Consider the following 12,829-nt stretch of genomic DNA (forward strand, 5'->3'; position numbering starts at 1 on the left):
ATGGCGCAAGGGCCATCTGGCTTAGCCTTCGATCTTGCTGAGGTCCGCCACGCGCGCGCAAACCTGACGGATCTGGCTGAGCAGGTTCAGACGGTTGCGCCGCAGGATGTCATTGTCGGTATTGACCTGAACATCTTCGAAGAACGCATCCACCGGACCGCGCAGTGCGGCCATGGCGGTCATTGCAGCGGGGAAATCCTCGGCCTTCTGCGCGGCTTCGATCTGGCCCTGCGCGTTTTCCAGCGCCGCAAACAGCGCCTTTTCGCTGTCGGTCTCGGCAAACTTCACATCCGCACCGTAGGAATATTCGACCCCATCTTTTTCCTCGGCCTGAGTCAGAATGTTGTTGGCGCGCTTGAAGCCCTGAACAAGATTCTCACCATCCTCGGTCGCGATCACTGCGTTCAGAGCACGAGCGCGTTTGACCAAAAGGTTGAGGTCATCATTGCCGTCCATCGCGATACAGGCGTCGATGATGTCGTGGCGGATGCCTTCATCACGCAGGAACACCTTAAGGCGGTCGTGGAAGAAGGACAGCAGGTCCGCCGGGGCGTTGGTGACAATCGCAGTCGCGGCTTCGACCTGATGCGCGAGCCCGTGAACCTCTTGCGCGGCGGCCTCGGCATCCTCGGCCTTGGCTTGTTTCGCCTTGGCTTCCAGCAGGGCTGCCTGCCATTCGGGCAGTTTCAGCAGGCTTCCCAATGCCGATGCGAAGGTGTCATTCAGCGAAAGGCGCAGATTGTTGGTCAGGACCAACCGGATCACCCCAAGGGCCGCACGGCGCAGCGCAAACGGGTCTTTCGAGCCAGTGGGCTTTTCGTCAATCGCCCAGAATCCGGTCAGCGTGTCCAGCTTGTCGGCCAGCGCCACAGCCACGGAAACCGGCGCGGTCGGCACATCATCCGACGGGCCAAGCGGCGAGTAATGTTCCTCACTTGCCTGCCCCACTTCCGCAGGCAGTTCGGCTGCATCGGCATAATAGCGGCCCATCAGGCCCTGCAATTCGGGGAATTCGAACACCATCTCGGATGACAGGTCCGCCTTGCACCCTTGCGCCGCCATCATCGCCAAGGCTGGCGTTGCACCGGTCGCAGAGGCCAGTTCATGCGCCAGCGCGGCGATGCGCAGAACCCGCTCGCCCTGCGAGCCCAGTTCTGCGTGGAAGGTCACCGAGTTCAGTTTCTCGACCCACGGCTCGAACCCGTCGGATTTGACAATGCGCAGGTCGTTCTCCCAGAAGAACTTCGCATCCGCCAGCCGGGCGGACAGCACCTTTTGGTTCCCTGCCAGAATAGTCGCGCCATTGTCGGCGGTTTCGCGGTTGGCGACGGTTACGAACTGTTCAATCCGGCCGGTCTTGGGGTTCTTCACCGAAAAGAACTTCTGATGTTCTTTCATCGAGGTTTGAAGCACCTCGGGCGGCAGGTTCAGGAATTCGTCGTCGATCTTGCCCATTAGCACCACGGGCCATTCGACCAGACCCGCGACCTCGGCCAGCAGGCCCTTGTCCTCGACCACTTCCAGACCGGCGGCAAACGCCATGTTCTGCGCGTCGTTCCAGATATGCTCGGCCCGGTCCACAGGGTTCAGGTCTACAAAAGCTGCTTTCAGCTTGGCGGCGTAGTCTTCGAAGGACGTGACCGAAAACCGATCCGGGGCCATGAAACGGTGCCCCCCGGTAGTATCCCCGGATTTGACCCCCTCGACCTCAAGCGGTACGACCTGCGCGCCCGTCTCATCCGACAGGATGCACAGGATTGAATGCAAAGGGCGCACCCAACGCAGCGGACCGCTGCCCCAACGCATCGACTTGGGCCAGGGGAAGTTACGGATGGTGGCCTCCAGCACGTCGGCCACGATCTCGGCCGCTGGACGGCCCGCTTTTTCGATAGTGGCGAAATAAACCGAGCCTTTTGGCGTTTCGCGCTCTTCCAACTGATCGCGCGTCAGTCCCGCACCGCGCAGGAAGCCTTCGATGGCTTTGTCGGGAGCGCCGACCTTGGGGCCCTTGCGTTCTTCGCGGATGGTAGGGCTTTCCGCCAGCAGGCCCTCGATCGCCAGCGTCAGGCGGCGCGGCGTGGTTAGAGCGGCAGCCCCGGCATAGGTCAGACCGGCCTCGACCAAACCATCGGTGATCCGCTTTTTCAGATCTTCGCCGGCACGGGTTTGCATGCGGGCGGGGATTTCCTCGGAAAACAGTTCGATCAGCAGGTCGGGCATGGTCGGTCCTTAGAAGTTCACGATCGTCTGGATGACGATGGCATTGGCAATATCCACAAAGAAGGCGGATACAAGGGGCAACACGATAAAGGCAATAGGCGAAGGGCCATATCGCTTGGTGACAGCGGTCATATTCGCGATAGCTGTGGGGGTTGCACCCAGGGCAAACCCGCCGAACCCGGCGGCCAGAACAGCGGCCCGGTAGTTGCCACCCATGACCGGAAACAGCACCCAGATCACAAACACAACGGCCAGCAGCGTCTGCGCCGTCATGATCACCACAATCGCAAGCCCCAGCTCAGCGATCGTCCATAACTGCAGACTCATCAATGACATTGCCAGAAACGCACCCAGCGAGAATTCCGAAAGCAAAGCAAGCGAAGGCGTACGCGCAACAGGATTCGCGTTTGGAAACAGCGCCGAGCGTAAGTTGGCAATGACGATACCCATGATCAGACAGGGGACGAACAAAGGCAGCTTGAGCCCCGCCGCACTGATCGCCTGGTGCAGGAAGTACCCCGCAACGATCGCGATGTTCAGATACAGCATCACCCGCATGATGGTCAGGTGATCCACCTTTGCCTCTGCCTCGGTGGGTTTGTCGGGCAAACCGACCGTATGTTCTTCGTCGGGACGTTCTGGTGTCAGGTTCTTGCCCTCGACCAGAAATCGCGCGATCGGACCGCCGACCAAAGCTGCCAGAACAAGACCCAGAGTAGCCACGGCAACACCCAGTTCAGTTGCACCTTCCAAACCGGTCACTGCGCCAACCTCGGGTGCCCAGGCGATGGCAGTACCATGCCCGCCAATCAATGCCGCCGACCCGAACAAGACCCCGGCCTGTACCGGATAGCCGAAGATCGCTGCGCCAACCGCGCCGATTCCGTTTTGCAGAACTATTGTGATCAGCGTCAGGATCAAAAGCAAAAACAGCGGCTTACCGCCAGCAACCAAATCAGAAAGTCTGGCGTTCAGCCCAATTCCGGCAAAGAATACAACCAACAAGAAATCGCGCGCAGCCAGTCCGAACGACATCTCGATGCCGAAGACCAGATACAGCGCCAACAGAAAGACCGAGGCCAGCAACCCTCCGGTCACAGGCTCGGGGATGTTGAACTGCCGCAACACCTCGACACGGGCGTTGATCTCGGCCCCGATCAGATAAACGGCAAACCCCATCGTAGCTGTCAGAAAGTCGGGAACTTGCAACATCTGCTGGATCATTGCTTCACTCCTGCGGGCGCGGCGGGCATTCCTCGCCTACGACCGTTCCGTCATAGGCTTTTTCACCGCAATTGTTCAGCGCGTGCCAAACATAGCCCTTGCCGTCCTGTGAGACTGCAACGATACGATCGACGCCATAGTGAATGTTCTTTTGCCCCATGAATGCCTGTGCCTGCCCGGTCTTCAACGCATCCGCGATGGCAACGGCATTGTAGCAGTCGAACCATCCTGGCGCGGTCAACGGTTCGGCATTGTCCAACGCCACGAAGCCTGACAACTGGTCCAAGCTCAGATCGGTTTCAAAACACGCTCGATACCGGATCGGAGAGCTATCGGCATCAATCGCCTGAAACGCAGAATAGGTAATCGGTTCTGGCTGATCGGTCTCAACGACCATCAGATTGACATCCCGCCCCGGCTGCGGTTCGACCGTGTAGTAAAACCCATAGACCTGCAGATAATACATTCCCACACCGGCCAAAACAGCCGAGCCAAGCAACAGAAGAGCAAGCAGTTTTCCGGTCATTGTTTACGCAACCCCTTTCAAATGCGCGGGAAATCGGACAGGGTCCGGCACGTAACAGGTTGATACGAGGCTTATCGAATGGACTCCACCCTTACCGTCGGATTCTTCGGCGCTTTGTTCGCGATCATGAACCCGATCACCAACCTGCCCGTTTTCCTCAGCGTGACCGAAGGGTTGTCCCCCGCCGATCAGCGTAAGGTGGCCGCGAAAGTGACGGTCTATTGCCTGATCCTTGGTGGCGCCTTTGCAGCCATCGGCAATCAGGCGTTGGGGTTGTTTGGCATTTCGGTCGATGACCTGCGTGTCGCGGGTGGGCTGGTCGTTCTGATGATCGGCCTCAACATGCTGAGCGGCAACCAAAGCACGACACATCATGGGACCGAGGATGAAAAACAGTCCTACCCCGAACCCGACACCGTTGCGTTCTATCCGCTGGCCTTTCCCATTCTGGTCGGTCCGGGCACGATCACGACTTTGATCCTCTACGCTCATCACATCACCAAACCAGTGGATGCGATGCTTTATGCAGGCGTATTTCTGGTCGTCCTGCTGTTGCTGTTCGTTACCTTCTGGAACGCATCGGCGCTGGCCAAACGCTTGTCCGCAAACGCGCGCGTTATTATGAGCCGCTTCATGGGCATGATCCTGTCGGCCATCGCCATCAGCATGATCGCCGATGGCCTCAAGGTTTTGCTGCCCGGATTGGCGTGATCTGGCCATCAAGCCTCGTACCCGGCAGCCTCGGTCATGACAAACGCATCGGCGCATTGCTTGGCCAACGCCCGCACCCGCCCGATATAGGCCTGCCGTTCGGTGACCGAAATCACCCCACGCGCGTCCAACAGGTTGAAGATATGGCTGGCCTTGATGCACTGATCATAAGCCGGATGCGCCATCACGATGCGCTTGCCCGTCTTTGGATCATCATGCTCTTGCGCCAGAATAGTGGCGCATTCTGCCTCGGCCTCTTCAAAGTGGCGCAGCAGGACCTCGGTGTTGGCCACGTCAAAATTCCAGCGGGCGTATTCTTCCTCGGTCTGTTTGAAGATATCGCCATATTTCAACGGGCTGGGCGATTGAGGGTCGTTGAAGGGCATGTCCATTACATGGTCGATGCCCAACACATACATTGCCAGACGCTCCAACCCATAGGTCAGCTCACCCGAGACAGGCGCGCAATCGTGGCCGCCGACCTGTTGGAAATAGGTGAACTGGCTGACCTCCATACCGTCGCACCAAACCTCCCAGCCCAGACCCCAGGCCCCAAGGGTGGGACTTTCCCAGTCATCCTCGACAAAGCGGATGTCGTGCAGCTCCATGTCGATACCGATCGCCTCAAGCGAACCCAGATACAGCTCTTGCAGGTCCGGTGGGCTTGGTTTGATCAACACCTGATACTGATAGTAGTGCTGCAATCGATTGGGGTTCTCTCCATATCGCCCGTCGGTCGGGCGGCGCGAAGGTTGAACATAGGCCGCCGCCCAAGCTTTGGACCCCAAGGCGCGCAATGTGGTCGCCGGATGGAAGGTGCCGGCACCGACCTCCATATCGTAGGGCTGCAGGATCGCGCAGCCTTTCGAGGCCCAATAGGTCTGAAGCCGCAGAATAATCTCTTGAAAAGAACGAGGTGTACTGGACTGATCGGTCATGACATTCCCTTTGGACGCTTGGGCGCCGGTTCCGGTGGGTTTTTCCTTTCCTATGCAAGGGGCCGGGGGGCGTCAACGGCACAAGTGGTCTCGCCTGTCACTGAGCGGCCACACTGTAAATTCCCCGTATTCGGGGCATGGCAATCCACACCCCTGATCGCGTAGTCTGCGCCGCAGAAAAACACTGCGGACATAGGCAGACAATGACACGCATATTTACGGCAATTCTATTTCTAATTCTCTTCGGCCTTCGCGCCTCATACGCGCAACAAGACACTGGGGTCTGGGTTCAGGTTGAAGCCCGCCCGACTTTGGCCGCAGCACAAGAGCGCGCGCGGGCGTACGCAGAAGTATTACCTGATGTGAACGGCTTTCGCTTGAACTCTGGATGGTATGCGATTGTTATTGGTCCTTATTTACGCGGCGATGCCGAGCAGGTTCTGAGTGTTTACCGCTCCGAAGGGCAAATCCCCGCGGACAGTTACATCACGTTCTCCAACGTTCTGGGGAAGCAGTTCTGGCCCACCGATGCGGCCCTGTCAGAACCGGAAACTGTAGCGCCACCAGTCGAACAACAGCCCGATCAGCCCGTGGCCGGGCTGACGCCGCAAGCCTCGGACGAAACACGGTCACAGGCATTGCAATCAGAGCGCCGTCTGACGGCTCAGGAACGCAGGAATCTGCAGACCGCTTTGCAGGCCGCCGGTTTCTACAACGCAACAATCGACGGCGCATTCGGGCAAGGCACCCGGCGTTCGATGGCCGATTGGCAGCGTTTCAATGGTTTCGAGGCGACGGGCGTTCTAACCACGGCACAGCGCGCAGCCCTGATGGACGCCTATAACGCACCTTTGATCAACGTCGGGATGGCGCGCCATTCGGATATGAAGGCGGGGATTGATCTGGATCTGCCGTTGGGCGTGGTCTCGTTTGACCGCTACGAGGCGCCATTCGTGCATTTCACGAACAGTACCGATCTGGGCGCAAAGGCGCTGCTGATCAGCCAGACCGGCGACAAGAACACGCTGCGCGCTTTGTACGAAGTCATGCAATCGCTAGAGATCGTCCCATTGGAAGGGCCACGTCAACTAAGTGGCAATAGCTTTACCCTTGAAGGACGTGGAAACGATGTTGTTTCCTATACCGAGGCGCGTCTGGACAATGGGCGGATCAAGGGCTTCACGCTGGTTTGGCCTGATGGAGATGACGCCCGGCGGATGCGGGTACTGGTCGCGATGAAAGCCAGCTTTGCAACGAACAACGCCGTTCTCGACGCCGCGGCTGGCGCAGATGCTGAACAGCGGATCGATCTTGTATCTGGCCTTCAGATACGCAAGCCTCGCCTGTCACGGTCCGGGTTCTTTGCCGACACCAACGGCACCGTACTTACTGTGGCCGAGGCGGCAGACAGCTGCGCCCGTGTAACTCTGGACGGAGATCAGGAACTTCAGGTCGCCTGGCGGGATTCCGACCTAGGTATCGCAGTTCTGCAACCGCGCAGCGCATTGGCCCCGCTGAGCGTTGCTGAATTCAGCGCAAACGCCCCCCGTATTCAGGCTGAAGTAGCAGTGTCCGGCTTTTCATACCAAGGCGCATTGGGCGCGCCCACGCTGACTTACGGCCAGATCGCCGATGTGCGCGGGCTGAACGGGGAAGAAGGCGTGAAGCGCCTAGCCCTCGCGGCTCAGCCCGGTGACGCCGGAGGCCCTGTATTCGACGGGAGCGGTCAAGTGGTTGGTATGTTGTTGCCGACCCCATCCGACGGTCGCACCCTGCCCGCTTCGGTCAGTCTGGCGGCGACGGTAACCAGCCTGAACCAGATTTTGGACAAAGCGGGCGTATCCGGCGTATCCGGTCAACCGTCCTCTCAGATCACACCTAACGAACTGAACCGTCGGGCAACCGGAATGACGGTGCTGGTCCACTGTTGGGACTGATCCCGCCTCAATCAATTCAACGCCGCCTTTGGGGGCGGCGTTTTTAGTTACAAAATATCTGGCGTGATCCGGATCAGTGTAGGGCCTTGCGCATCAAAAGCAGCGCGGACGGCAGCCTGCATGTCTTCAAGACTGACTGGCTCTGCGGACCGGGCACCGAAGGCTTCGGTCAGCTTGCAAAAGTCGGGGTTCCGCGCCACAACCGCGTTCGGCGCGATCTGACTGCGAACCATGCTGTCTTCGATCTCTCTCAGCTTGCCATTGTCCCAAAGGATAATGGGAAGAGACAGGCCAAGTTCGACTGCAACGCCCAACTCCATCATCGTGTAATGAAACCCGTAATCTCCTGCGAGTACCGCCGTAGGTTTGCCGCGCCGTGCCACTGCGCCTCCGATCCCGGCGGGAAGGGCATAGCCCAGCGTCCCAAACCCGGTGGGATGGTGCCAGTGGTGAGGGAAAGTCATATCCCAGACCTCTTTGCCCACATAGGCAAGCTGGGTCATGTCCGAATAGATCATTGTCTCGGCCGGCATCGCCTCGCGCAGCGCGTCCAGCACGGGGACAATGCCGGGGCGTTCGGCGTCCACTTCGATCCGCCATTTCGCGCGGGCTTGGGCGACCTCGTCTTCGGTCCAGCCGGTTGCTGGTTTCACATGGTCGATTGCGGTCCAAAGTGCGTGAGCAAAACTTTCCCCGTCCACTTGCAACTTAACCGCCGCCCGGTGGCGGTCGGACAAGACAGCAGGGTCAAGGTCGACGCGCACTAGATTGCCAGAATGCCCCAGATCGTCGCGCCACAGATCGACCTCGCCCAGCTCGGCCCCAACCACGACAACCAGATCGGCCGAGGCAATGACCTCGGCGCTGCTGGGTCGGGGCAGATAGGCACCAAAATCAAGCGCATAGTTCAACCCGGCCATGCCACGCCCCGCATAGGTGGTGAAACAGGCTGCCCCCAGTTGTGTCAGGATCTGCCGCCACAGGTTGGACCGCGTCCCGCCCCCAAGGATGAACAAGGGCCTGCGGGCGATATTCAGCATCGACATAACCGACGCGACGTCCGGCGGCGCGGCCTTGGTGCGCAGCCCCGGTTGGTTGGGAAACGGGGCCGGATCTGCTTCGGCCTCAAGCTTTTTGATCGGCACCTGAATATGCTTGGGACGCGGGCGCGACAGTTCGAATTCCTCAAAGGCGCGCTCGACCAGCCCGTAAGCGGCTTGGGCCGAATTTGCCTGCACCGACCAATCCGCAACCGTATCGGCGGCCCCACGCTGGTCCTTCATCTGATGCAACTGGCCCTTTGACGCCTCGGTCTCGTCCAGACATGAGGACAGAACCAGCATCGGCACCGAATCCGAATATCCCTGCCCCATCGGTGTCATGATGTTGCATAGGCCCGGCCCGGTAATCACATAAGCCACCCCAGGTTTGCCTGTTGCACGGGCATATCCGTCAGCCATAAAGCCCGCGCCTTGCTCGTGCCGGGCCAGAACATGGGTGATACCTGCTTCTTCGATCCCACGATACATTTCCTGGTTGTGCACACCGGGAATGCCAAAAATCACATCCACACCGCGATCCCGAAGCATATGCGAGATTTGCGCGCCGAGGGGTCTTTTCATCAGCTTCTCCAGAATTGAACAGTGAACAGAGCGTAGACAGCCAGCAGCTCAAGCCGCCCGACCAGCATCCCGATGGACAGCAACCACTTGGCCGTATCGCTCAACCCCGCGAAATTGCCCGCCGGGCCGATCTGATCGCCAAGCCCCGGCCCTACATTGGCCAACGCCGTCGCCGCGCCCGAGACCGAGGTGATAAAGTCCAGCCCCGTCAGCGCCAAAGCCCAAGCCAGAACGCCCATCGACAGCACAAAGAACATGAAAAAGCTCATGACCGAGGTCAGAACATCGGTACTGATGGGGCGCCCATCATATAACGGCATAAAGACCCCGTGCGGAGACCGGATCCGACGAATCTGAGTTTTGATGGATGCAAATAGCAACTGATAGCGGAAGACTTTGATCGAACAGGCTGTCGAACCCGCACACCCCCCGATCAGACCGATCAGAAAGAACACCATCACCGGAAAGCTGCCCCATGTCATGTAGTTGACGCTGGCGTATCCGGTTCCCGAGATAATGGAGGTGATGTTGAACAAGGACTCGCGAAATGCCTGTTCCCAATGATGCGGAAAGACCAAAAGCAGAAAGACCGTCATCACGGCAACCAGCACCAGAATGGTTGCCAGAAATGTGCGTATCTGGCTGTCTTTCCACAATGAGCTTGTATTGCCGTTGGCCAGCTGGACATAGCGCACAAACGGCAGTGCTGCCAAAATCATGAATACCGATGCTGCATATTCGGTAGGCCCGGAAAACGTTGCAAAGGACGCATCATAGTTCGAGAACCCGCCAGTCGCGATCGTTGTCATCGAATGCACAACGGCGTCAAAAAAGCTCATTCCAAAACCGGCGTAGACCAAAACGCAGACAAAGGTCAGAAACACATAAATCAGTGATATCTGCCCAGCGATTTCCTGCGCGCGAGGCAGGATTTTCCCCATGGTCTCAAACCCTTCCGAGCGGAAAATCTGCATCCCGCCCACCCGGAGCTCGGGCAAAAACACCATAGCCACAACGATAATCCCGATGCCACCCAGCCATTGCAGGACGCCGCGCCACAAAAGCAATCCCTGCGGCAGAGCATCCAACCCCGTGATCACGGTCGAGCCGGTGGTCGTCAGCCCCGACATCGCCTCAAAATAAGCATCGACGAAACGAAGCTCGGTCGCCCCAAACAAAAATGGGATGGCACCAAAGAACGGCAGCGCGACCCAAACCCCTGTTGTCAGCAAAAAGGTCTGACGGATCGTCAGACCTTCGCCCACACCGTTCGAGCAGCTCATCGCCAGAATAACGCCGGTCAGGACCGTAATGATCCCACTTTCAAGGAAAACATGCCATTCGTCGCGCCCTTCAATCAGGTCCGCGATCAAAGGCAGCACCATGGTCGCCCCAAGAATGGCGACCAACAGGCCAATCACATATCCAACCGGGCGTATATCCGTCATGAGGCGCAGCGTTGGCGCGCCTGCACGACTGTGTCAAGCGGATGCCCCGATTTACTTATCGGATTTATTGGCAGCAGCCGGCATCGCAGGCGGCTTCGAAGGGGCACGAGGCCGGCGCGCAGCAGGCGCAGACGCCGGTTTCTCTGCAGCCGGTTTTGCGGCCACGGATTTAGGCGCCGCAGCTTTGGGGGCTACTTTGGTCGGAGTCGGCTTGGCTGACGCCGCTTTGGTCGGGGCCGTTTTGGGCGCCGGGGCTTTAACCGGAGTCGATTTGGCCGGCGCTGCTTTGGCTGTTGTTTTGGGCGCGGCCGGCTTGGATGCCGCAGCCGCAGGCTTGGTAGCCGCCGGTTTCGGTGCCGCTTTCGCTGTCGCAGGTTTTGGCGCAACAGATTTCGTCGCAGGTCTGGCGGCGGAAGGAGCCTTAGTTGCAGCTGTTTTCGCAACCGCAGGCTTGACCGGTGTCTGAGCGGGTTTCACCGCCTTGGCGGGGGCCGGTTTTGAGACAACACGTTTCGGTGATTCGGTCGCTGTCTTCGCTGCGGGTTTGACCTTTGCAGCCGGTTTCGGCTTAGCAACCGGAGCTGTAGTTGCCTTGGAAGCTGGTGCTGTGGTCTTGGTCGCAGATTTCGGCGCAACAGGTGCGGGCACCGATGAAGACGCATGCAATGCTTGAACGGGAACGAAAGGCAGCTCCATCGCCGAGCACGCCAGAATGTGCATGATTTTCATCTGGTTGCTGACCGCATAGCCCGCCATCCGAATGGCGGCAGCCTGAAATTCCAGCGGCTGGGTAATCGGATTCATACGTAGTTACTCCTCTGAAAACGACGCAGCCTGCATGACGGGAAGAAGCCAGAGACGTCGCGATGTTTCGGGCACCCTTCGGTGTCGCTCTGATTCAGGCGTTGCACGTGTCGGCTTCCTTCAGAAGTGACCTTTGCCGCAATCAAACGGCGCAGTCACGGCTGCATTCGGCCTCAGTCTACTTGAAAGACCGTGCGCTTGCAGCATTTTTTGCTGCGCTGCGGCAAAACGTGCCGTAAGTTTGAAGTTGAGACTTTTTGACCTCACCCTACGTGGAAAAGGGTCGCAAACAATTTAGGGTCAATGCTGGCGGATACGAAGGTCGGGCCTTCAGTCAGGACCGAAACCGCATCGTGGCTGTGCAGGCTTTCCTGATGGCTGGCGACCACTCGGAAATCACCGACGTGATGATCGGCCAGCAATTCGGCGCAGAACAAACGCGCGGCGTCCTCGACAAAGATCGGGTTGGCGGCGTTCAGCTCGGCAAAAGCCTGTTCATCCTCGCGCTTAACCATGACTTGCGTTTCCGTGGGCACTGCGCGACGACACAGAGCGATCAGGTCTTCGAACCAAAGACAATCGGCGTCGCAGTCCACCACGACCGAAATCCGCGCGACCGAGCGCTGTGAATGAGGCGTCGCCAACTGCCCTCGCGTCGAGCGCGCATGCTCGCTGAGTTCCAGCGAACAAGGGCAGGTCGAGGAATAGACATAGTCCAGATGCATGATCTTCTGGCGCACGCCGTTCTGTTCAACCAGTTCCAGCGCGATGTCGTAGTATTGATAACCTTCCAAACCCGAGCGCAGGCTTTGCACCTTATCAGGGAAGGAAAACCGCATCTGGATGCGCGCATCAAAGCTGTCCAGATCGGTCATGTAATCATCCAGCGCGGCTTCCATCACCTCAAAGCTGAAGGTGCGCTCGGCGTGTTTGTAGAAGGACCGCATGATGCGGGACATGTTGATGCCCTTCTTTTCCGCCTCAAGGCTGACTGACCCGGTAACCGAGGTCTCAAGGGTCAAATCCTCACCTTCTTTGCGATGGAAGCGGATCGGCAGGCGGAAATTGGAAATGCCCACATGCTGAATTTGCTGCTTTGCCCCCCGGATCAGGCTGGAGGGGCCGTTTTGCAGGTCGGGCAGCGTGGCGCGATATGCAGCATCCACTTCGAACCCTTCGAGATACTCACGTGACAGCGACGGATAGTTCACCGGTACCAGCCCCGGAACCAGACGTGCGATCGCCGGATCAAGCTGGCTGATTTCGGCCTCTGTCGCGCTTTCGGCCCATTTGCGCAGCACTTTCAGCGCGGCTTCGGCCTGATCATGGTTGGGGGCGTCGTCAATGTCACGGGGATGCACGTTCATCGATCAGAGTTCCTCGGGGTTGGTCGCCGGAG

The 12,829-nt window shown here is 58.7% G+C and carries 10 protein-coding genes; 3 read left to right on the forward strand and 7 right to left on the reverse strand.

Annotated features, from left to right (window positions below; genetic code table 11):
• Nucleotides 1-21: 21 nt before the first annotated feature.
• Genes glyS through AC2FNR_RS06575 form a run of 3 tightly spaced genes read right to left on the reverse strand, consistent with a single transcriptional unit; the run spans nt 22 to nt 3,970 of the window.
• Entirely contained in the window at nt 22-2,220 is a 2,199-nt protein-coding gene (glyS, locus tag AC2FNR_RS06565) for a glycine--tRNA ligase subunit beta (protein ID WP_496848464.1), read from the reverse strand.
• Between the two features lie 9 nt (nt 2,221-2,229).
• Nucleotides 2,230-3,444 carry a sodium/glutamate symporter gene (gene gltS / locus AC2FNR_RS06570; protein WP_480867341.1) on the reverse strand — a complete coding sequence of 405 codons (1,215 nt, stop codon included), beginning with the start codon at nt 3,442-3,444 and terminating at the stop codon, nt 2,230-2,232.
• A gap of 4 nt (nt 3,445-3,448) precedes the next feature.
• Nucleotides 3,449-3,970 (reverse strand): DUF6446 family protein, encoded by a 522-nt coding sequence (locus AC2FNR_RS06575; RefSeq protein ID WP_496848465.1) that lies wholly within the window; start codon nt 3,968-3,970, stop codon nt 3,449-3,451.
• A gap of 78 nt (nt 3,971-4,048) precedes the next feature.
• Here AC2FNR_RS06575 and AC2FNR_RS06580 point away from each other — a divergent pair, with 78 nt between their 5' ends.
• On the forward strand, nt 4,049-4,681 hold the full coding sequence (locus AC2FNR_RS06580; protein WP_170750638.1) for a MarC family protein: 633 nt from the start codon (nt 4,049-4,051) through the stop codon (nt 4,679-4,681).
• Between the two features lie 8 nt (nt 4,682-4,689).
• On the opposite strand, the gene AC2FNR_RS06585 is transcribed toward AC2FNR_RS06580, so the two are convergent.
• Complete coding sequence (locus AC2FNR_RS06585; RefSeq protein ID WP_170352797.1) at nt 4,690-5,619, reverse strand: glycine--tRNA ligase subunit alpha; 930 nt, start codon at nt 5,617-5,619, stop codon at nt 4,690-4,692.
• A gap of 203 nt (nt 5,620-5,822) precedes the next feature.
• Here AC2FNR_RS06585 and AC2FNR_RS06590 point away from each other — a divergent pair, with 203 nt between their 5' ends.
• Nucleotides 5,823-7,556, forward strand: a complete 1,734-nt coding sequence (locus AC2FNR_RS06590) for a serine protease (protein WP_496848466.1) — start codon at nt 5,823-5,825, stop codon at nt 7,554-7,556.
• 47 nt (nt 7,557-7,603) lie between these two features.
• Here the strand turns inward: AC2FNR_RS06590 and AC2FNR_RS06595 are convergent, their stop codons facing one another.
• Both AC2FNR_RS06595 and AC2FNR_RS06600 read right to left on the reverse strand, forming a co-directional pair.
• The gene (locus AC2FNR_RS06595) at nt 7,604-9,178 is read right to left on the reverse strand and encodes a thiamine pyrophosphate-binding protein (RefSeq protein WP_496848467.1); all 1,575 of its coding nucleotides are present in this window, start codon (nt 9,176-9,178) and stop codon (nt 7,604-7,606) included.
• Nucleotides 9,178-10,626, reverse strand: coding sequence for a TrkH family potassium uptake protein (locus tag AC2FNR_RS06600; protein ID WP_170750632.1), 1,449 nt, complete (start codon nt 10,624-10,626; stop codon nt 9,178-9,180). Before AC2FNR_RS06600 ends, AC2FNR_RS06595 begins: the two co-directional genes overlap by 1 nt.
• Here AC2FNR_RS06600 and AC2FNR_RS06605 point away from each other — a divergent pair.
• Nucleotides 10,625-11,092: a hypothetical protein gene (locus AC2FNR_RS06605; protein ID WP_496848468.1), complete on the forward strand. Its 468-nt coding sequence runs from the start codon at nt 10,625-10,627 to the stop codon at nt 11,090-11,092. The two genes, AC2FNR_RS06600 and AC2FNR_RS06605, sit on opposite strands and share 2 nt — an antisense overlap.
• 601 nt (nt 11,093-11,693) lie before the next feature.
• On the opposite strand, the gene folE2 is transcribed toward AC2FNR_RS06605, so the two are convergent.
• Nucleotides 11,694-12,797 (reverse strand): GTP cyclohydrolase FolE2, encoded by a 1,104-nt coding sequence (gene folE2 / locus AC2FNR_RS06610; RefSeq protein ID WP_170750628.1) that lies wholly within the window; start codon nt 12,795-12,797, stop codon nt 11,694-11,696.
• Between the last annotated feature and the right edge of the window lie 32 nt (nt 12,798-12,829).

The organism is Ruegeria sp. SATB045 (assembly GCF_059613525.1).

Coding starts and splice junctions, on each gene's coding strand:
- glyS (WP_496848464.1), bottom strand. CDS start 2,220: ATGCCCGACCTGCTGATCGAACTGTTTTCCGAGGAAATCCCCGCCCGC.
- gltS (WP_480867341.1), bottom strand. CDS start 3,444: ATGATCCAGCAGATGTTGCAAGTTCCCGACTTTCTGACAGCTACGATG.
- AC2FNR_RS06575 (WP_496848465.1), bottom strand. CDS start 3,970: ATGACCGGAAAACTGCTTGCTCTTCTGTTGCTTGGCTCGGCTGTTTTG.
- AC2FNR_RS06580 (WP_170750638.1), top strand. CDS start 4,049: ATGGACTCCACCCTTACCGTCGGATTCTTCGGCGCTTTGTTCGCGATC.
- AC2FNR_RS06585 (WP_170352797.1), bottom strand. CDS start 5,619: ATGACCGATCAGTCCAGTACACCTCGTTCTTTTCAAGAGATTATTCTG.
- AC2FNR_RS06590 (WP_496848466.1), top strand. CDS start 5,823: ATGACACGCATATTTACGGCAATTCTATTTCTAATTCTCTTCGGCCTT.
- AC2FNR_RS06595 (WP_496848467.1), bottom strand. CDS start 9,178: ATGAAAAGACCCCTCGGCGCGCAAATCTCGCATATGCTTCGGGATCGC.
- AC2FNR_RS06605 (WP_496848468.1), top strand. CDS start 10,625: ATGAGGCGCAGCGTTGGCGCGCCTGCACGACTGTGTCAAGCGGATGCC.
- AC2FNR_RS06600 (WP_170750632.1), bottom strand. CDS start 10,626: ATGACGGATATACGCCCGGTTGGATATGTGATTGGCCTGTTGGTCGCC.
- folE2 (WP_170750628.1), bottom strand. CDS start 12,797: ATGAACGTGCATCCCCGTGACATTGACGACGCCCCCAACCATGATCAG.